This window comes from Methylovulum psychrotolerans, from assembly GCF_002209385.1.
GTDB classification, from domain to species: Bacteria; Pseudomonadota; Gammaproteobacteria; order Methylococcales; family Methylomonadaceae; genus Methylovulum; species Methylovulum psychrotolerans.
This window is the reverse complement of sequence record NZ_CP022129.1, coordinates 2,267,946-2,287,744: the sequence shown is the minus strand read 5'-3', so window position 1 is coordinate 2,287,744 and position 19,799 is coordinate 2,267,946. Positions and strand designations below refer to the sequence as shown.

Here is a 19,799-nt window from a genome sequence, read left to right as displayed (position 1 = left end):
TCATCGCACCCCACATAATAACAACAACCGGAGCAACACAATGAAGAACGCCAAACACAGCCTAGGATTTTTAGTATTGATGCTAGCCAGCACCGCCGCTTGGCCTTACGGCAGCAGCAGTAGCACCAAAGCCTGTAGCAAACCCAAATTCACCGCGTTTGCGCCAGCGGACAATGCCGAAGTGGCGGCACAAAGCCGTTTTAGCTTTAGCGCCTCAAAAAACACCTATCCCAGCACCCTGACCGCCACCGTCAAAGACCTACCCGCCCAACTCAGCATCACTCCCGATAACGACGGCAGCTTCCAAGTCAGCGGCACCCTCCCCGCCGCCTTAAGCAACACCTATGCGCGGATTGTGATCAACGCCGAAGCGCAAAACAACTGCAAAGGCTCGGATGGCTGGTTGGTAAAAATTAAGTGATCAACGTAGCGCCTATACTTCGGATAAGGGCAAAAACAGCGCTTTGGCATTGATTGGTGACGGATAAAATCCACTCGCATCATAAAAGCACGCCGTTTGCCCGGAAAGCGCGTGAACCAGAAAAGCGTTGACACCAACAATTTCGGAAATGTAGACCATACGCAAAACCGCATCTTATGCCCCGTGGGTATGCCGGAATGACGACGCTTCCTTAATTTTTTGATGAAAATATTAGGGCGTTAGCCTTGCAAAAACTTATGTCAAAAAGCTTCTGCATCATCACTTAGCTTATCTGGTGGCTGCTTGCGGTTTCTTCGGCAGTTAATCTGTGTCCTCACACTATCTAGCCGCCCCAACACGGGCGAGAAACGGGCAGAAATAATCCTCGCCACGATAAAAGCAAACAGCCGTTCTATTTATACCGCAGCTTGCTAACCTAGCACACCATAAGCAAGCCCCAATAACACCTACAGCCATCCCGACCGCTTCAAACGCCGATATAACAACAAACTACCCAGCAAAACGCTACCCATCACCAACGGATAGCTGTACTCCCACGCCAGTTCAGGCATATAGCGGAAATTCATCCCATACCAACTGAACACCATCGTCGGGATGGCAAGTATCGCCCCCCAGCCCGCCAAGCCCTTCACCACCTCGTTTTGCCGGACGCTTTCAAAGGTCAGATGAACATGCATGGCTGAAACCAGCATCTCACGCATACCGTCAATAGCTTGGTCGACACGTTTAATATGGTCGGCAATGTCACGGAAATACACTTGCACGTCCTTAGGCACAATACCGCTGTGAAAGCGCATCAGCTCATTACAAATATCAATCATCGGCATGATCGCCGCCTTCAGCAGCAGCAATTCCCGTTTTAACTCATACAAATCTTCCAAGGTCTGACGGCTGGAGCGGTTCTCAAAAATCGCCAGTTCCAAACCTTCAAAGCGTTGCTGTAGGCCGTCAATCACCGGCATATAATTATCGACGATAAAATCCATGATCGCATACAAGACAAAGCCGGGGCCTTTGGCGAGCTGGTGCGGCATGGATTCGCAACGCTGGCGGATTTTCCGGTGATCCAGCGACGCGCCATGGCGGACGGTGACGACAAAACGGCTCCCGACAAAAATATGGGTTTCGCCAAACTCGACACTGTCCACCGTCAACAACGCGGTATGCAAAACCAAAAACACCGAGTCGCCATATTCTTCTATCTTAGGCCGCTGATGGGCGGCACAGGCATCTTCAATCGCCAATTCATGCAAGCCGAATTCTTCTTGTATTTTCAGCAACAACTCAGTGTCGGCTTCCCGCAACCCCAGCCAAACAAAGGTTTCCGGGTGTTTTAGCACTTCGCTAATATCTTCGATGGTGACATCGCCAAGACTGATGCCGCGCCGATAAGCTACACATTTCATAATCATACTGGGATCCGTATTAAAACTCAAAAAGCCTCCTTATTTGGCAATAGTGATACTGGGCGCGTCTTGTTGCGACAATTCGCTCATGGTCATTTGAAACACCTGATACAACAGGCGAAAACCCTCGCGGTTCCATTGATAACCCACCTCCGGCTTAACCGCATAATAACGGCCAGCAAATTTAACGCTTAAATCCGCCTGCTTTGGCTCGTTATCCGATACCATAACCGCCAAGGTCTGGGCAGGGTTTTCTTTAACGGGCGGCGTTTGCGGATGTTGGGCAACCGCGTATTCGGGGCTGTCACTGATGCCTTGGCCAATAAAGTTTAAGACATTATGAAAACTGCGCAGGCGCAATGTCCCGTGCCAAGGCCACTCGCCACCCGGATAGCCCGAACGGATATCAACCATAATTTCATTGCTGTGCAGGCTGTCCGCTTCTTGTTGCAATTGCCCGCGTTCCGCATTACTCAGGCTGACCGGATTGTAGTTGCTTAAGATGATATGTCCGGTAACGCGTTTAGTCAGCTTAAGTTGCTGGTGTTCAATATCGTAGTGTACGGTAAATTCGTTTTGCAGGTCTGAAAATTGGTCGGTGCTAAAGGTCGCCGCTGGCAACACCCAGCTCCTATCAAACAGCAAAGGATTCACATATAAGGCATGGCGGTCTTGTATCGCCGACAAATGCAGCATGGCTTGCCGGAATGTCCGATAACCTGGCGCATCGGCAGGCTGGTTTGGATAAACCCGATCACCCGTAGCATCGGTAAGGCGCAATTCATCAATCAGCAGGCGCAAGATCAAATCCACATCCGCCCCCTGCCGCAACAGCATAGTAAGCTTAGCTTCTTGCAAAGGTTCCAACAAACGGCGGGTAAACTCCTCCCCCTCCATCGGCACGATGCTGATGGTCGGGTTCTCCGAGATACTGCCGCCAAACGACGGCACCAATAAAGCCCCGCTATCGCCCGTAAATGCAGGCCCCGCCCCGGCGGTAAATTGAAAGCCGAAGGTCGCGGCAATATTAGAGATGCCCGTAAAGTGCATTGGTTGGTGCTGATGGGCGCGGGCGATATTCAGCAACAATTGCTTAGATAGGGTTTCGGTAATGGATTTGTCATAAGAAATCACCGCATCATCGAGCAAGGCGGGCGAAGACACGCAGCCTTGCAAACAGCAAAACCAGCCTAATAACACTAACCGTTGCAGTTTCTTGCTAGGGTGTTGGCAAAACAAAGTCATCATGGCGGGTTAAGAATAGGAAAGCGCCCAAAAACAGATATGTCGCCCATTATATAGGATGCCTGCTCTTGAAGCATAACAGGCATATCCAACCACCGCTTACTTTCTGTTAATCTTAGCCGCCTATCCACACCGTTATTGGAATTGGCATCATCCCTTAGACGGCGCCCTTCAATACCTCTGGCTTAATGATAAGCCTAGCACTACAATTAGTAGCTAAAATCAGTTATAGTTACCGCCGTCATAATATAGCATTAATATTTCAGGTTTCGGCAAGTGACCGATAAATAAACTGTATTCCCTTTATCAATTCAATAATTTAGGTTTAATAATGGCGATCAAATTAGGCACAACAGGTAATGACACGATAACAGGCACAGCAGGTTGGGATACGCTCTATGGCCTAGCAGGCGATGATATTCTAGTGGGCGGTACGGGTAATGATATTTTATCCGGTGGCGACGGCAACGACACCTTAAGCGGCGGCGCAGGCGCCGACTCCTTAAACGGTGGGGCGGGGACAGATATTTTTAAATACGCCAGCTTTGACGATGTCAATGGCGACAAAATTATCGACTTGACCGCCGAAGACAGCATTGACTTGTCCGCAATCGCCAATGCTAAATTTATCGGCAACGCCCAATTTAATGGCGTGGCGGGAGAAATCCGCTCCTATAGCTATTATCCCGATTCTTCATCTTTCTACACCTATCCCCCCTATAGCTACATCATCATTGATAGCAATGGCGATGCCCAAGGCGACATCACCTTAACCTTTAACGGCGGATTCAATTTCACCGAAACCGTAGCCGGCTCAAAAATTTTAAAAATCGCCGCCAACCAAACCCTAACCGGCACCGATAATGCCGAAACCTTAACAGGTGGAGTCGGCAATGACACCCTTTTAGGCTTGGCGGGTAATGATACCCTCAATGGGGGAGAGGGTAACGACAGCCTCTCAGGCGGTGACGGCAACGACACCCTTACCGGGGGGGTGGGCTTCGATACCTTAACAGGCGGTAACGGCTCGGATATATTCCGTTATACCGACACGGCTGACTTTTCCCCTAACGCGGGTAGCGATTATTTTATCGGCCCCGGCATTTCTCATGGTGACACCATCACCGATTTTGGCCATGATAGCGGCGACCAGCTCTTCTTTGCCTTTCAAGGGTTCAGCTTTATAGGCGCCGGTGTTTTTACCGGCACGCCAGGACAATATAATGTCAGCGGTGACTTTTTACAGTTTGACTTTGACGGTGACAAAACCGTTGATACCAATATTTACTTACCCAATCTAAGCGCCGCGCGGATTGCCTTGGCGGAAACCTCGCCCGGCTCTAATCGGCTTATTATCACCCCGAATAAGACCTTAATCGGCACGGCGGGCAATGACAACTTACTCGGCGGTAACGGTTACGATAACCTCAGCGGTAATGCGGGCAACGATTATTTATCAGGTGGTGCTTATGCCGACACCCTGAACGGCGGTGACGGCAACGATACCTTGGTCGGTGGTTTAGGAGCGGATACGCTAACGGGCGGTGCGGGCAATGATACCTTCACCTATACCTCCCTAGCGGATATGAGCACTAATAACGGCTATTCTGTCAACAGCGAGACCATCACTGATTTGACAGTCGGCGATACCATCGATTTGAGTGCGCTAACAGGGCTAAGCTTTGTCGGCATCGGCAAGGATTTTAGCGGTGCCGCCAAACAAATCCGTATTTTTAATGCCGACACCGATACCCTGCTCCAAATTGACAATGACGGCAATAAAGTGGCGGACTATACCATCGATATCAAGGGCAACCTGAACATTGAAAAAGCCCCCATAGGGACATTGCTTTTCCAAGTCGCCGCCAACAAAATGCTCAGCGGCACGACGGGCAATGACACCTTAACCGGCGCTAACGGTAATGACTTCTTGAGCGGCAATAGCGGCGACGATACACTGATTGGCGGTTATGGCACGGATAAGCTATTAGGTGGCGCGGGTAACGATACCTTAATTGGCGGCCTAGGCATGGATACCCTGACGGGCGGGGCAGGCAATGATAGCTTCAAATACGGCTCGTTAGCCGAGTTTGGCCTCTCCTCTGCTTATAACGGCGACACCATCACAGACTTTACGGTAGGCGACCAAATCGACTTGAGCGCCATCGCCGGACTCAGTTTTGTCGGGGTGGATAATAATTTCAGCGGCGTTGCCAATCAAGTACGGGCTAACTACGGCTACACTTCACAGGGCATTTTTTTACAAATTGATACTGACGGCGATAAATCGGCAGATTACACCCTAGTATTGCAAGGCAACGGGGTACTCGAAGAAACCGCCAAAGGTTCGCTGATTTTTCAGCTCGCCGCCAACAAAGTGTTAAATGGCGGCACGGGCAATGATGCCTTAATTAGCGGCAACGGTACTGACATCCTCAATGGCAATGCGGGTAATGATTACCTCGCAAGCGGCGGCTCTGCCGATACCCTTGACGGCGGCGACGGCAACGACACCTTAGTCGGTGGCCAAGGTGCTGACATTATGACAGGCGGGGCAGGTAACGATGTCTTTAAATATTTTTCCTTAACCGAATGGGGTGACACCATAACCGATTTTTCCGTGGGCGACCAAATCAACTTAAGCGCGATTGCCGGACTCACGTTTGCCGGGGTCGGTAAAAACTTCACAGGTGTCGCCAATCAAATAGCCATCACTAATGACTATAATTATGGGACTTATTTTCAAGTCGACACCAACGGCGACCAACAAAGCGATTATAGCCTCCACTTATCCTCTGACCTGACTATTGAAGAGACCACACCGGGCTCGCGGATATACCAAGTTGCCGCCAATAAATCTTTAGCTGGTACAACGGGCAATGACACCTTAACTGGCAGTAACGGCAATGACACTTTAAACGGTCTGGCGGGCAATGACATCTTGATAGGCGGCTATGGCACAGATACATTGAGCGGCGGTTACGGTAACGACACCCTAACAGGTGGCTTTGGTGCCGATACCCTGACCGGGGGGGCGGGTAATGATACGTTTAAATATAGCTCCTTAGCGGAAATTGGGCATAACAATTATTACAACCACACCTATTACGGCCCCGGTGACACCCTCACCGATCTGGCGGTAGGCGACAGGATTGACCTCAGCTTAATAGCAGGCCTCAATTTTGCAGGCGTAGGCAACGGTTTTAGCGGGGTAGCCAACCAACTCGCCTGCCTTAACGGCTCTATCGGGGTTGATACCAACGGCGACAACTTTGCCGACTATGAGCTGACCATTCCCGACAACCTAACTATCGAAGAAACCGCCCCAGGCTCCTCTATTTTCCAAGTCGCCGCAGACAAAGCAAGCAATGGCACGGCTGGTGACGATATCTTAACAGGGGGTAACGGCAACGACCACTTAAGCGGCAATGGCGGCAACGATAGCATCAGCGGCGGCTATGGCACCGATATACTCAATGGCGGTGACGGCAATGATACGCTGAGCGGCGGTTTAGGTATAGATACACTGACTGGCGGTGCGGGTAATGACATATTCCAATACACCTCCGCCGAGGAAATTGGCAATAATAGCTACAACTACAGCGGTGGCGATACCATTACTGACCTGAGCGCAGGAGATACTATCGACATGAGCGCGATAGCCGGACTCACCTTTGCCGGACTGGGCAAGGGTTTTACCGGAGTGGCCAACCAACTGATCATCACCAACAATACGAACACAAACACCACCCAATTGGCAATTGACACCGATGGCAACCGCACCGTCGACTATAGCCTGAATATTACTGGCAATCTGACCATCGAAGAAACGGCCCCAAGCTCAAATATCTACCATGTCATCAGTAACCAAATCTTAAATGGCGCCGTTGGCAATGACATCTTGACGGGTGGTGACGGTAACGACACCTTAAACGGCAATGCCGGCAATGACATCCTCAACGGCGGTTATGGCGCGGACGCTCTCAATGGTGGTGACGGCAATGATACGTTAAACGGCGGCTTAGGTGCCGATAGCCTAACGGGTGGCGCAGGCAATGATGTGTTCAAGTTCAGTTCATTAGACGAACTGGGTAATGTAACCAGCGGTTCTCCGCAAAAAACCATCGTTGATTTTACGGCAGGCGACAAAATCGACCTGTCGGGTGCAGATGCCGATACCACAACACTAGGCAACCAAGCCTTCACATTTCATGACAATTCACCTTATTTTACCGGTGTTGCCGGACAATTAGTGCAGAACGGTGCAGAGATTGACGGTGATGTCGATGGCGATTATTCTAGCGATTTCATCATCCACCTGTCAGGCCAAATACCCAACCTGACCGCCGCTGATTTTATTCTGTAACCTAAAAACCCACGGCTGGCGGTAAGGCGTTGCTTGGCAACGCCTCACTGCCCTTCATTGCCCCGCCGACACCACCACAAACCCATACGCAGGTATGGCAAAACCCAACTCCCCTCCCTGAGCCGCCAACGGCGTTTCCAAAATCCGCACCTGCTCAGCATCTTCGTTATTATCAGTCGGTGCCGCACTCGCCAACGTTAACAACCGCCAATGTTGCTTGTCTGCCCCATCTGGAAACCGGACTTTAATCGTTTGCACGGCCGGCTTAGCGGAAACGGCGGCTAACGCCCAGCCTTTAGGGGTTTGTAACGCCGTCAAGGTCAGCGTCTTATCTTCCGGCTCTAAAGGCCTAAGCGGATACACTGCCGCAGGTAACACCCTGTTCAGCATTTCCATTGCCAAGCCCGTCGGCCTCAGGCGGGGGCTAGCCCCCAGATCACGGACAATCCCCCATAATTTGACCAACTCACGCGGGTTTTGCTGACCTTCGACAAACGCATCGTATTGCGCCAAGGTATATAAACATTGTCGGGATATGCCCGCATTTAGCCCGGTCAACAAACGCTGGGCCAACGCTGCCCCCGCCGCCGCACTGGTGGTCGCGGTATTGCGGCTGGCTACAGAGGCCGTACCTGAGGTGGTGTGCAAATTGACCTCATAAACCGATAGCTCCTTACCCTGCATCCGTGTGGCATCGCGGGTCTCACGGTAAAAATCATCTTGGCTAAACAATTTGCTTAACAGGTCATCATCAGCATTGAGTTTAAACAAAAAATACGGCGCGACCGCCAAGGTTTGGGCATTACTGACACCGCCGAGATATTTGGCTGATAGCCACGGGTTGACATACTGGCCATTGACCACGGTATGTAAGGCGGGATGGTGGTTTGCCCCTTCCAACAAATACCGGAACGCACGGGTAGCAGCTTCGCCATGCGCCTGATAGGCGGGAATACCCGCCGGACGGAACACGGAATTCCAATTTTCGTTGCCGAACTCCACCAGCACGTCTTTAAAATGCCACACGTCGGCTTGGCTAGCCAAATAACGTCCAAACTGCTGCAATTCTTCATCCCCTAGCGTCGGCGGCACAATCACCCATGGCTGTGCGCCCACCGTCGCGGCTAACTGCAAAAATTCCGGCAAACCATAACTAAAGGTGCTTTCCGCGCCAGGACGGTAACGGCTGGCGCGTCTGGCAAAGCTATCGGCAATGCGGTTAGCAAAGGTATCGCCCAATTGGCCTTGCCAATCACGCAAATAGCCCGGCTGCAAACGTTTAAGAGCCGCGACCACTTCCGGGCGGAACGCCCCCTCAGCGGCGTTAACCACAGCCCCCAACTCAATATCATCGACAATTATCTGGCCTTCCGTACCCTCAACCCGCAAGCTTAACGATAAAGTACCCGCCGCGCCGACATCTTGAGCGGTAAATTCACGCTCAAGCTGCTGCCACTGCCCACTAGCCGATAGGGTTTCCTGAAAAAAAGCCGGCCCGCCGTTTAAGCGGCGGAAACTGACCGTCAACTTAGCCCCAGGGGACTTTTGTTTCAGCCACAAGCGCAATTGCCATTTACCGTTAACGGGCAACAGCTTCCCTGCCCTGTCGCCGATGCTATCCAGATAAGACAACACCTCCACAGGTTTGCCCGGCAAGGGACTGAGCGCCAGCGACCTTAAGCCAGGGCTGTCCGGGCGGACATCCTCCGAGACTACTGTCAACTGCCCCGGCAATAAGCCGTTATCAAACCACCACTGGCTAGGCAAACGCCTATCATTGGTCAGGGTCAAGCTGACCACATCGCCGGGACTTAACGGCGGGGCATTACCGATGACGGTAAATTCCGGCAAGCCCATTTTGCCTACCGCTTTAGAATCGAACAGTAACCCTTGCTGTCCGACCGCCCCGCCGCTACGCACATCGTAACGCGCCCCCGCCCAAAAACCATCGGGGCGTTTCGTCCAGGCGGTATCATCGCTAAAACTTACACCGTCCGCTGCCTTCACCAGCACAATGGCGCGGTCAATAATGCCCTCAAAGCCCGGATTTTTTAAGACATTCGCGGATAACTGCCCCGCTCCCCAAGCCACCCATTCACCCAAATTAACGCCCAGACGCGGCACTTGGGCACTGATCGCCTGAGGTTCGACCTGATAATGCCGCTCAGGACTAGCCGCCAGCACCGGACAGCAGAAAACCACGCAGCAAAAAGCATAACCATAGCGGCTAAAGTGCGTCCTACCCATGCTTTCCAACATCAGAGGCAACAAGCTTACCCCTTAAGCCGCTTGTCAAAAGCCGCCAACAGATGCTGCGTATTATTATATAAATCATACTCCGCCAACACCTTACGCCGTCCGGCTGCTCCTAAGCGGCCACACAACCGGGCATCGGTCGCCAAAGCACGGATAGCAGCCGCTAAACCATCACAATCCGAAGCGGCGACTAACAAGCCATCCTCACCGTTTTGGATCAGCTCAGGCACACCCGTAATCGCCGTGGTGATACAAGGGATTTCCACCGCCATCGCCTCCATCAATACCACTGGCAAACCTTCGGCAAAACTGGGCAGGACAAACATATCAGTCGCTTGGTAAAACGCCAAAATATGGTCTTGATCGACCGCGCCAGTAAATTCGACTTGACCGCTAATCCCTAATTGCTCGGCATAAGCTTGCAGGCTTTCGGCATCCGGCCCCATGCCGACCAAGGTCAACTTGACCGGAAAGCCTTGGCTGTGCAATTGCGCCACCGCCGCCAGTAAAATCGCTTGGCCTTTGGCAGGTGTCAAACGCCCGACACACAACAATTCGGCCAAATAAGGCGTAGCAGGGCGCGAAGTCCGATTGGGGGTAAAACGTTGGGTATCGACCCCCAAACGGCAGACATCAAACTTCGGCCATGCCTGCACAGGCGACAGCTTCATCACTTGGCTACGCGCATAATGGCTGATGCAGAAAACAAAATCCGCCGCCAAAATTTTCTCCGGCAAGTTATAGCCCGCCGCATCATAAAATTCATCAGGGCCGTGGACAGTAAAAGAAAACCGCGTGCCGAACACCGTTTTTACCAGCATCCCCACCGACGCGGCGGGGGTGGCGAAATGCACATGCAGATGCTTAAGCTGGCGGCTACGCAACCACTGGCCGACCAGTACGGCCTCGACCAGATAAAAACCATGATACAACAAGCGCTTAATATCCCAACCGCCCAACTTAATGGCATGGCGTACGCCGCGCCACAAACCGCCCGGATGGGTAAACAACGTTTTGCCTAACGCCAAGGCCGCTTTCAACATCCCTTGGGCTTTAACATAAAAAACCTGTTCCGCTTCGCCACGTTCAATCTCGGTCAGCTTATCCAAGGGGCGATCAGGGGCGTTAATCGAAGCGACGGCAATCGCCATACCCGCTTGGCGCAATTGCAACACCTCACGCAAAATAAAGGTGTGCGAATAGGCCGGATATTGGCTGACTAAATAGGCGATAGAATGGCTCATTGGCGTACTTCCACTAATTGACGGTAAAACCCGATAGCGGCGGCGATTTTCGCCGCCCAACTGAAATTGTCCTCAACCCGGCGGCGACCTTCTGCCCCCAAAGCTTGCCAATGTTGCGGACGCTCATAGACATCCGTCAATGTGGCAATCAGACCCTCCACCACCGCCGCCTTACCTGTGGCGGGCAACTTTACTCCCACCGCCGCATCGACAATTTCCGAAGGCCCACCAAAATCAACAGCAATCACCGGACGCGCCACCGCCATCGCCTCCAGCAACACTGCCCCGCCGGATTCGCGCACCGAAGGCAAGCAAAACACATGCGCCTGCTGCATAATCTGCGCAACCTCAGCTAAGGGCAAATTCCCCGTAAAACGGACAGTATCGCTTAAACCCAGTTCTGCGGTCATTTGCTCCAAGCGGCCCCGCTCGGAACCTTCGCCGACTATCGTCAATTGCACCGGAAAAACCAAAGCCTTTACCGCTTCCAATAACATCGGCACACCTTTAAACGGCAACAACCGCCCGGTAAACACCACTTGTAACGGATTGCTGGCGGAAGCGGTGGGCGGATAGGGTGCGGGCGGGAATAAGTCCAAATTAACGCCATTTTCCAACAAATAGCGGCATTTGCTCTGATATTGTACGGGTATCGCCGCAAAAGTGGCTTGGGTGGCGGTAAAAATCAGTGCCGCATGACGGGTAGACCCCACCAACCTATCAAACACCCGCCCCAAATTGCGTAAGGAATACAGCCATTTTGACTCTGCCTGCATAATTTCCGGGAACGTATTAGGCGATGCCAAACCGCCGTTCCAAGGCCCCAGCACCAAAGGCAAACCAAGCTTATACAAACGGGTAGCCGCCAACGGCGAAACTGGGGTCACCGCATGGACAATATCAAACGCTTGCCCCGCTTTCAGGCGTTGGCGCATCTGCCGGACAGCCAGCCAGTCATAAACGAAAAAATCTAACGAAGCGATCAGAAACTTAGGATGCTCACTACGCGGAAAACACCAGCCCGCAAAGCGGTACAACGGCCCCGCAAACCATTCGCTATCAATATAAATAATCTCGGAATCCGCCAATGGCGCACCCGCAGCGGCCAGAGCCGGACGGTTGCGGCTATGGGTCAGCAAAGTAACATGGCAAGATTCGCTCAAGCGGCTATACCACTCCCAGCCAATCTGCGATACCGACCCCATCCCGACACCACATTGATAAGCCGACAGTAACAGACGGATTTTATTGTTATTATTCATGGACTGCCTATTTATTGAAAAGGCGTTAAAAATTTATACTGATTAAGCTTATCCGTCTTCTGCCTTCATCAACCACTTAAACTACTTCTTCCCCTTAGGGATAATCTGCAACAGCCGCCGGATATGCCGCTCGGTGACAAAAGCCAGAAAAAACAACTGTAAAAAATTTTCCGCGACAATCGTATCCAAACCAATTTTTTCCGGCACCAATTCCTTACGCGTGCCGAACAGTTTATCCCAACCCGACAGGACAATGCCATAATTGCTGTCATGCTCTTTGCGTAAGGCGGAATGGTGGACACGGTGCAAAGACGGCGTGATGATGACTTGGGAAATCAGGTTTTCGTATTTAAAGGCCAAATTGGCATGGTGAAAAAAGATAAAAAACAGTTCGATAATCTCAATCGCCAAGACCAAGTAGGCATCCACGCCAATAATCATCACAAACAGGCATTTATATAAAATTTCCAAGAACAGGTCAAAGACATGAAAACGGAAGCCCGTCGACACATTAAAGCTTTTGTCGCTGTGGTGGACTTTATGGAAACGCCATAGCCATTCATATTTATGGCTGAGCAGATGCCAGAGATAAATCGAAAAATCGAACAAGACAAACGATAACAGCCATTTTAACGGGCCATTCGCCATCTCGCTTAACAAGCCAAAGCCGGAAAAGCGTTGGGCAATAAAAAACAGCGACGAAGCGCGTAAAGCGGTCAGGATAATATTATTGAACAAAAATGCCGTCGTATTGGTGACAAACGATTCCTTACTGATTTTATTCGTAAATTTTCGGTAAGGCTGGACACGCTCCATGACCATCAACACAGCAAAGGCGAGCATCGCCAAGCCAAACAGCACTTCATTAAACAACAAACTGGCCTGTTGGCTGGCTTCTGCCAATAGCGCGGGGGATTCTGCCGGACTCATTATGATACCTATAGGATGATGGTTTGTGTCGGCTTAGCCAATACCAAGCCGTTACCTGGCATTGCCCCGTTACTCGCCCTTACCCGAAAGGGCGCCTAACAAATTAGTCAATTCCGCTATCTCAAGCTTAGCATTGACTTGATACGTCACATCGTACTGCACGCCCAGATAATAAATCACCCGGCCTTTACGGTCATACAAAGGGCTTATTTTCAGGTGGTTATAAAACAGCTGGCCGTCTTTACGGTAATTGCGTAACGTCACCTCAACGCCTTGCCCGGCTTTCATCGCCTCGGCAATCAGATAACGCTCCGGCTGCTCCCTGTCCACGCCTTGCAAAAAACGGCAATTATGGCCGATGATGTCGTCATTACCATAGCCCGTCAAACGCTCAAAGGCCTTATTGGCATAGACAATAGGCGCCCCTTCAATATCCGGGTCGGCCAAAGTCACCCCGTTGACGCACTCGTCTAAAATGGCGGAGAGGATTTGTGGTATTAAGCCATTATCTTTTTCAACAACAAAACTCATGGTTACGCTCCAAGATTGTGATAAGCCTCAATATCATCCGATAAGAGTTTTTTAATATTTTCGACGGTGTTTTCCGCGCCTTCTTCAATGGCGGAACGGATCAGCTTTTCAAATGGCCGCATGAACAATTCCAGTTCCAACAGCGCGAAACTAAAAGTCAATAAGGTTGCGCCGCTAGCGTCCGGCTCCAGATAATAGGTATTCTGATACGGCGCGGTAAGGCCTTTGAAGGTCAGCTTGATGAAGGGATGAAATTCGGTGATTTCAAAAACGGATTTTATTTCCTGCCCTTGGTCACGGCGCAATTGCTCGGCTTTAGCGCCGACAAACACCGTCAAACCGTTAAGGGGTTGGAATTGCGTAACTTCCAACGCCCATTTTGGGTAATTTTCAAAAAAACGCTCGCCAATAAAAATAAAAATATCGGTGCTTGGCTGATTAATCAGCACACTGGCCTCACCCACTACGGGCTTTGTCGTGTCAAACGGAAACATGTTTTTTTCTCCTAGCTTAACGCCATTTTTAATTTTTATTCGGCTGTCGTTTCATTCTATCCTTAACTTCGCCAATAGCAAGCCCGACCTTCAGCGTATCCCCCCAACTACCCGGCACTTTCCTCCGGCGGGAAAAAATACGCACAACGTAAACGGGTCAATTCCTCCGTAGCCGGGGCAAAATTATCCGCCGCCAACAAATGCCGCCACGGCAACGCTTCGGTGCGCTCTTCACAACGCTGAAGATAGGCATCGACCGTACCGATAGGCTTGGCCGGTACGCCGCCGACGATAGTATTGGGCGGCACGTCGCGGGTGACGACCGAACCCGCCGCGACAATGGCATTAGGGCCTATCGTCACATTCGGCATGATAATCGCCCGATGGCCAATAAACACGTTATCGCGTATGTCTATCTTGCCGACGCTATCCAAACACCGTCCGGTCATTTTTTTCAACATATTGATAGAGCCATCATGCCCGAACAAGGTGCAACCGGTCATCCGCACATTATTACCTAGCCGGACATGCTTAGGGTCAGTGATTTCGACATTCATCTGAACGACACAATCCTCACCCATCTGATACAGGACATGGTGGCGCTTTAAAAACTGCGCCCATTCCTCGCCGTCAGGCCGACAAAACTTGCGGTACAGGCCGACAAAACGCCCCGACTGCATGGCATTTTTCCTCAAAAAAGCACACCATAATTTACGCAACAGTAAGCGCATCAGTAACCCCCTTATAATTATTGTTATGCCGCAACTTTACGGCATCTTAATCCCGCCTGTATTGATAACCGGGCAACAAGGCTATACTCTACGCCAACGCCTATTAAAATTACAGTGACGACTATGAAAAAGCCCCGTTCAGGCAATTCTTTTTTCCGTAACACCTTAGCGCAAACCGCAGGCCGTTTGTTATACCTGTTAACGCGCGTCGGCCTGCCGCCGTTAATTCTGCATTATGTGTCACTGGAAGAATACGGTTTGTGGGCGACCTGTTTTTTATTGATAAGTTACGTCAGCATGGGCGCGTTTGGTGTGTCTAACGTCTATATCCGCTATGTCGCCGAATACAACGCCAAAAACCAGCACGAGGCCATTAGCGGCCTAGTCAGCACCGGCTTACTGCTAACATTCACCTTCAGCGTGCTAGCGTTGTCAGGCATTTGGCTGGCTATGCCGTGGCTGCTGCAAACCTTCAAGGTCGCACCGTACTTACAGCACACCGCGCAAGTGCTGATCCTCGGCACCTTAGCGACCATGTTGCTGGATATGACCCTCGGCGCGTTTGCCTATATCTTGCACGGGCTACAAAAAATCGCCCAGCAAACCCTGGTCTGGATTATCAGCTTCTTACTGGAAACCGCCTTAATCGTCACCTTACTGCTCCTGCATTACGGTATCGAAGCGTTGCTCTGGGCGTTTTTCGCACGGTATATATTTTCCACGCTGATCTATATCGCCCTGTGTTACCGTGCCATTCCTGACTTGCGCATTAGCCTACGGCTGGTCAACCGCGAATTTTTCGGCACCTTCTTAAAATATGGCGGCATCTTGCAAGTGTCCGGCTTGCTGAGTGTCGCTATGTATTCCATTGAACGGGTACTGGCGGGCTACTTAAGCGGCTTGGCGGCGATTGCCGTTTTAGATTTGGGGCAAAAATTTCCGGTCATGGCCAGCCAAGTGTTTTCCTCCATGAACGCCAGCTTCCTACCCGCCATCACCGAAGCCCATCATTTAGGCAAACAGGAAGACATCCAACGCCTGTACACCCAAGGTTTACGTTACCTGAACTTGCTCAATGGCTTGGCGATGGGCTTTCTCGCCCCGTTTGCAACCTGGCTGATTATTGCGTGGATAGGCAACTCTACCACAATGAACATGGCCGACACCGTCAAAGTGCTGGCCTGTGCTTGTGCGGGTTATCAGTTGCACGTCCTGACCGGCCCCTTATCGGCGTATTATCAAGGCATCAACCACCCTGCCCGCACCTTTGGCTACATCGGCTGGCAAGCGGCTTTTGTCGGGGTCGGCTTAATCACCGTCTGGCAGTATTTTAGCTTTACTGTCGTCACCATCGCCGTACTGGTCATGGCTGCGCGTATCCTCAGCGCCTTGATTTACCTGTTGGTCGGCAATTTCCGCTTAAAGCTTACGCTCTGGCGCTTTATCCGCTCGGTACTCATGCCCGGCATCATACCCTACCTGTTCGGCTATGGCTTAATGGCCGCACTGCTGCCGTGGTTAGGGTTATTACAGGCCAACCGCTGGCAATGGATAGGTATTTTAGGGGTGCTGGGCGTGGCTTACGTTTTGCTGACGGCAGGCTTTTTCTATGCCTTTATGTGCGGCCCGGAAGAACAAGGGCAAATCCGGCAGAAATTACGGCGGCGAGGGTGATGGTTAGCGGCGACAGCCCCGCTATAAACACCCCTGCAACGGCCTTAGCCTTGGCTACCGCTAACACCGCCTATTACAAAACCAATGCTTATCGGTCAAACTTCCGGTTTGGCGGCAAAGCTATGCACCCACACCAAGTGGTCGTCATCCCAGCTCATACCCGTGTGCATTTTTAAGATAATGTCTTTATACATGGCCAAACCCGGAAAGCCTTCCGCACGGGCATCCTCATCGGTCATATCCCCCAGACGTTGGCGGCTTAAATCGGTGATAATAAAGGCCATGCCTTCCAAGTCGAAACACTCGCCAACCCAACCATACACACCATCACGGCGTTGTTGGGTCTTAGCGCCTGCCTTAACGGCGGCGACTAATTTAGGCTGAGTGACCAGACGCTCAATTGCACAGGTTTTGGGCGGTAAATTTTCCATAGCGGATTCCTTGTCAATAAAACCAGCCATTATAAAAGGTTTATGGCGCAAATCCCCATAAAGGCTTATTTTTATCAGTACGGATGTTAGATCAAGCCGAAAAAATCACCTCAAAATCCTGCATAAACGCGGCGATAGCCTGACGTGGCAACACTTGCACAGGCAAGGCCAAATCATCGGCCACCAAGCCATATTCCGCCAAGGTTTCGGCTTCGGTGTACAGATCGGTGACATCATACAAGGCTAACGCCGCCAAACTAGCGGCGGTATCCTTAAAACCATAACCCTCAGGCTGCTGATGCCGCTTAAGGGCAAACACCCCCGCGTCCAACCATAACACACTGACAGCTTGGTCAAACGCCGCCGTGGTGAGGATAATATCGAGCATTTCTTGGACAAACGCGCCGCTATGGGCGGGTTTGCGCAACACAAACAAATACTTTTTCATCTTAACCCCAGACGATAAAACGGTCGGCCTCTAAGGTCGCGGCCAGCAATTGCCCCAAGCCGCCGATACGGAAGCCCTCCGCGACATCATCATCCTGCTTGCCTTGCCGCCACGCCTCATCGGCACACAATAAACCGCGCCGTTGCGCGGCGGAAATGCACACCACTAAATCAATTTGGTGTTCCCGCGCCAAAGCCTGCCATTGCAGCGTTTGCGCGGGTTCGTCATCGGGCGGTGTGGCATATTTCAGGGCATGGTAAATGCCGTCATGGTAAAAAAACACCTGCCGGATCTGATGGCCCTGTGCCAAGGCGGCGTTAATAAACGCGCAGGCGCTACGCCCGGCATTGGCTTGGTAAGGGCTGGAATTGATTTGCAAAACAAATTTCATAATTTCTACGATACGGCGGCAAGCCTGAATTAACAAAAGCCTAATAATATGATTTTAATGGCAATTAACTACCGTAATGGCAGTGGCGACAAGGGTGGGGATGATTTATAATCGGAACTTATTATTTTACCCGTTTGCGCATCCTAAAAACTATCTCCGGCCTCAGCGGTCTGTTAGTTTAACGTTATGTTCCACCCCTCTTGCCGATACTCCACCATGACACTGAAACCTGCCACACTCCTGTTAGGGCTAAGCCTCGCCCTTTTTCCCAGCACCCACTACGCGTTGGAAAACGGCAAAATCGACCTGCCGGAACTGGGCGACTCTTCCGGCTCGTTGCTGACTGGCGAAGAAGAAAAAGAATTGGGCCAAGCTTTTTTCCGTAGCCTGCATTCCCAAATCACCGTCAGCCAAGATGCCGAAATCCAACAGTATATCCAAACCTTAGGGCAGCGCTTAGTCGCACACAGCGACGCGCCCGCCTACCCGTTTTATTTTTTTGTGGTTATGGAAAACGACATCAATGCGTTTGCCGGCCCAGGCGGCTATATCGGGGTCAATTCGGGGCTGATTTTAATGACCGAAGCCGAAAGCGAACTGGCTTCGGTTATCGGCCATGAAATCGGCCACGTTACCCAGCGGCATCTATACCGTAGCGCGGAAGCCGCCAGCCGCATGTCCATCCCGACCATGGCCGCGACGCTGGCGGCGATTTTACTCGGCACCCAATCCGCTGCGGCGGCACAGGCGGCCGTTATCGCCGTCCAAGCGGGCAACGCCCAATTCCAAATTAACTTTACCCGCGAACACGAAGCCGAAGCCGACCGGGTAGGAATGCAAACTTTGGCGGGTGCGGACTTTGACCCGCGCAGTATGCCGACATTTTTTGAGCGGATGCAGCAATCGACACGCTTTTATGGCCAAAACGTGCCGGAATTTTTACGCACCCACCCGGTCACCACCTCGCGGATTTCCGATACGCGTGGCCGCGCCGAAACCTATCCCTATAAACAATACCCCGATTCGCTGGCGTATCAGCTCATCAAAGCCAAAATCCGCGTCATCACCTCTACTGATGATACCGATACCCTAAAATATTTCCAGTCACATCTCAACCAAGGTACCGCCGACCAACGCTTGGTCGCCCGTTATGGCTTAGGCTTAAGCATTCTAAAATTGCAGAAGTTTAAAGACGCGGAAGCCATTTTCCAAGAATTGCACAAAAACTTCCCCAACCAGATGCAATATGCCACGGCACTGGCGCGGACAGCCTTAGAGGCACGCGATTTCAGCACGGCGGTGCTACGCTACAGGCAACTGTCGGAACAATACCCCGAAAATGAAGCCCTCAAGCTCGACTATATCAGCGCCCTGATTAAAGTCGGCAAAGCCGAACAGGCCAAAGACAACTTAAGCCAACTCAACCTCAACACCCAGCGGTTGCCGATTTATTGGGAACTGCTGGCGCAAGTCTATAGCCGCCTCAACCAACCCGCCGAATCGCACCGCTATCTGGCAGAATATTATTATGCGACCGGACAAGTGCGCGATGCTATCCTGCAAATCCGTCTGGCGCAAAAATCCAAAGGCCTGACCGAACGATTGTCGGCGATTTTGGCCGAACGGCTTAATTTTTTCATGACCGAGGAAATACAAGCGCGACAAAACCGCTAAAGCATTATGACGTTAACTGAACGCAAGCTTAACAAAACGCAGTCTTTGCCGCCGACTTTTAAATTTTTTTATTTTATCGACTCGCTAACAAATTCTATTTATTAGGCTTTTTATTTATTACAGATTTTTTACAAATAAACTGTTTCCATTTTATAGACAGGGTAGTTTTCCTCAGGATACAATAGCTCACCTTTTAGAGAGTTAGACCAGCATAAAAAGCTGGCTAAGAAGGGGGAGGAGGAGCCGCAAGGCTCAATATAACAATAATAAAAAT

Annotated in this window: 16 protein-coding genes; 4 read left to right on the top strand and 12 right to left on the bottom strand. The window is 51.2% G+C overall.

Going from position 1 to position 19,799, the window contains the following annotated elements; translation table 11 throughout:
* Positions 1-40 precede the first annotated feature (40 nt).
* On the top strand, positions 41-421 hold the full coding sequence (locus tag CEK71_RS10415) for a hypothetical protein (RefSeq protein WP_088619327.1): 381 nt from the start codon (positions 41-43) through the stop codon (positions 419-421).
* A 467-nt stretch (positions 422-888) separates the two neighbouring features.
* Here the strand turns inward: CEK71_RS10415 and corA are convergent, their stop codons facing one another.
* The gene (gene corA, locus CEK71_RS10405) at positions 889-1,878 is read right to left on the bottom strand and encodes a magnesium/cobalt transporter CorA (RefSeq protein ID WP_232463805.1); all 990 of its coding nucleotides are present in this window, start codon (positions 1,876-1,878) and stop codon (positions 889-891) included.
* 9 nt (positions 1,879-1,887) lie between these two features.
* Positions 1,888-3,096 (bottom strand): hypothetical protein, encoded by a 1,209-nt coding sequence (locus CEK71_RS10400; protein WP_232463804.1) that lies wholly within the window; start codon positions 3,094-3,096, stop codon positions 1,888-1,890.
* 328 nt (positions 3,097-3,424) lie between these two features.
* Between CEK71_RS10400 and CEK71_RS10390 the strand changes: the two genes are divergently transcribed.
* A complete protein-coding gene (locus CEK71_RS10390) occupies positions 3,425-7,459 on the top strand; it encodes a beta strand repeat-containing protein (protein ID WP_157679130.1) in 4,035 nt (1,344 codons plus the stop codon).
* Between the two features lie 54 nt (positions 7,460-7,513).
* Here CEK71_RS10390 and CEK71_RS10385 read toward each other — a convergent pair whose 3' ends face one another.
* The 7 genes from CEK71_RS10385 to CEK71_RS10355 form a co-directional block, all read right to left on the bottom strand.
* Positions 7,514-9,706, bottom strand: a complete 2,193-nt coding sequence (locus tag CEK71_RS10385; RefSeq protein ID WP_157679127.1) for a hypothetical protein — start codon at positions 9,704-9,706, stop codon at positions 7,514-7,516.
* A gap of 26 nt (positions 9,707-9,732) precedes the next feature.
* Positions 9,733-10,959 (bottom strand): glycosyltransferase family 4 protein, encoded by a 1,227-nt coding sequence (locus CEK71_RS10380; protein ID WP_088619321.1) that lies wholly within the window; start codon positions 10,957-10,959, stop codon positions 9,733-9,735.
* The gene (locus CEK71_RS10375) at positions 10,956-12,221 is read right to left on the bottom strand and encodes a glycosyltransferase family 4 protein (RefSeq protein WP_088619320.1); all 1,266 of its coding nucleotides are present in this window, start codon (positions 12,219-12,221) and stop codon (positions 10,956-10,958) included. Before CEK71_RS10375 ends, CEK71_RS10380 begins: the two co-directional genes overlap by 4 nt.
* Positions 12,222-12,302: 81 nt before the next feature.
* Positions 12,303-13,151: a sterol desaturase family protein gene (locus CEK71_RS10370; RefSeq protein ID WP_088619319.1), complete on the bottom strand. Its 849-nt coding sequence runs from the start codon at positions 13,149-13,151 to the stop codon at positions 12,303-12,305.
* A gap of 69 nt (positions 13,152-13,220) precedes the next feature.
* Positions 13,221-13,682, bottom strand: coding sequence for a PAS domain-containing protein (locus CEK71_RS10365; protein WP_088619318.1), 462 nt, complete (start codon positions 13,680-13,682; stop codon positions 13,221-13,223).
* Positions 13,683-13,684: 2 nt separating this feature from the next.
* Entirely contained in the window at positions 13,685-14,176 is a 492-nt protein-coding gene (locus CEK71_RS10360; RefSeq protein ID WP_088619317.1) for an SRPBCC family protein, read from the bottom strand.
* Between the two features lie 107 nt (positions 14,177-14,283).
* Positions 14,284-14,907, bottom strand: coding sequence for an acyltransferase (locus CEK71_RS10355; RefSeq protein ID WP_232463803.1), 624 nt, complete (start codon positions 14,905-14,907; stop codon positions 14,284-14,286).
* A 123-nt stretch (positions 14,908-15,030) separates the two neighbouring features.
* On the opposite strand from CEK71_RS10355, the gene CEK71_RS10350 reads away from it, so the two are divergent.
* Positions 15,031-16,581 (top strand): oligosaccharide flippase family protein, encoded by a 1,551-nt coding sequence (locus CEK71_RS10350; protein ID WP_088619315.1) that lies wholly within the window; start codon positions 15,031-15,033, stop codon positions 16,579-16,581.
* 95 nt (positions 16,582-16,676) lie between these two features.
* Here the strand turns inward: CEK71_RS10350 and CEK71_RS10345 are convergent, their stop codons facing one another.
* The 3 genes from CEK71_RS10345 to tusD all read right to left on the bottom strand — a co-directional run bounded on the left by CEK71_RS10345 (position 16,677) and on the right by tusD (position 17,851).
* On the bottom strand, positions 16,677-17,012 hold the full coding sequence (locus CEK71_RS10345) for an ASCH domain-containing protein (protein ID WP_088621573.1): 336 nt from the start codon (positions 17,010-17,012) through the stop codon (positions 16,677-16,679).
* A gap of 91 nt (positions 17,013-17,103) precedes the next feature.
* Complete coding sequence (gene tusC, locus CEK71_RS10340) at positions 17,104-17,460, bottom strand: sulfurtransferase complex subunit TusC (RefSeq protein WP_088619314.1); 357 nt, start codon at positions 17,458-17,460, stop codon at positions 17,104-17,106.
* A 1-nt stretch (position 17,461) separates the two neighbouring features.
* Entirely contained in the window at positions 17,462-17,851 is a 390-nt protein-coding gene (gene tusD, locus CEK71_RS10335; protein ID WP_088619313.1) for a sulfurtransferase complex subunit TusD, read from the bottom strand.
* A 216-nt stretch (positions 17,852-18,067) separates the two neighbouring features.
* On the opposite strand from tusD, the gene CEK71_RS10330 reads away from it, so the two are divergent.
* A complete protein-coding gene (locus CEK71_RS10330) occupies positions 18,068-19,525 on the top strand; it encodes a M48 family metalloprotease (RefSeq protein WP_088619312.1) in 1,458 nt (485 codons plus the stop codon).
* Positions 19,526-19,799: the final 274 nt, after the last annotated feature.

What these genes read in the sequence shown, in the direction of transcription:
- CEK71_RS10360 (WP_088619317.1), bottom strand. Translation starts at nt 14,176, where the DNA reads ATGTTTCCGTTTGACACGACAAAGCCCGTAGTGGGTGAGGCCAGTGTG.
- CEK71_RS10385 (WP_157679127.1), bottom strand. Translation starts at nt 9,706, where the DNA reads ATGGGTAGGACGCACTTTAGCCGCTATGGTTATGCTTTTTGCTGCGTG.
- CEK71_RS10390 (WP_157679130.1), top strand. Translation starts at nt 3,425, where the DNA reads ATGGCGATCAAATTAGGCACAACAGGTAATGACACGATAACAGGCACA.
- CEK71_RS10415 (WP_088619327.1), top strand. Translation starts at nt 41, where the DNA reads ATGAAGAACGCCAAACACAGCCTAGGATTTTTAGTATTGATGCTAGCC.
- CEK71_RS10350 (WP_088619315.1), top strand. Translation starts at nt 15,031, where the DNA reads ATGAAAAAGCCCCGTTCAGGCAATTCTTTTTTCCGTAACACCTTAGCG.
- CEK71_RS10330 (WP_088619312.1), top strand. Translation starts at nt 18,068, where the DNA reads ATGACACTGAAACCTGCCACACTCCTGTTAGGGCTAAGCCTCGCCCTT.
- CEK71_RS10365 (WP_088619318.1), bottom strand. Translation starts at nt 13,682, where the DNA reads ATGAGTTTTGTTGTTGAAAAAGATAATGGCTTAATACCACAAATCCTC.
- CEK71_RS10400 (WP_232463804.1), bottom strand. Translation starts at nt 3,096, where the DNA reads ATGATGACTTTGTTTTGCCAACACCCTAGCAAGAAACTGCAACGGTTA.
- CEK71_RS10370 (WP_088619319.1), bottom strand. Translation starts at nt 13,151, where the DNA reads ATGAGTCCGGCAGAATCCCCCGCGCTATTGGCAGAAGCCAGCCAACAG.
- CEK71_RS10380 (WP_088619321.1), bottom strand. Translation starts at nt 10,959, where the DNA reads ATGAGCCATTCTATCGCCTATTTAGTCAGCCAATATCCGGCCTATTCG.
- CEK71_RS10345 (WP_088621573.1), bottom strand. Translation starts at nt 17,012, where the DNA reads ATGGAAAATTTACCGCCCAAAACCTGTGCAATTGAGCGTCTGGTCACT.
- tusC (WP_088619314.1), bottom strand. Translation starts at nt 17,460, where the DNA reads ATGAAAAAGTATTTGTTTGTGTTGCGCAAACCCGCCCATAGCGGCGCG.
- CEK71_RS10375 (WP_088619320.1), bottom strand. Translation starts at nt 12,221, where the DNA reads ATGAATAATAACAATAAAATCCGTCTGTTACTGTCGGCTTATCAATGT.
- tusD (WP_088619313.1), bottom strand. Translation starts at nt 17,851, where the DNA reads ATGAAATTTGTTTTGCAAATCAATTCCAGCCCTTACCAAGCCAATGCC.
- CEK71_RS10355 (WP_232463803.1), bottom strand. Translation starts at nt 14,907, where the DNA reads ATGCGCTTACTGTTGCGTAAATTATGGTGTGCTTTTTTGAGGAAAAAT.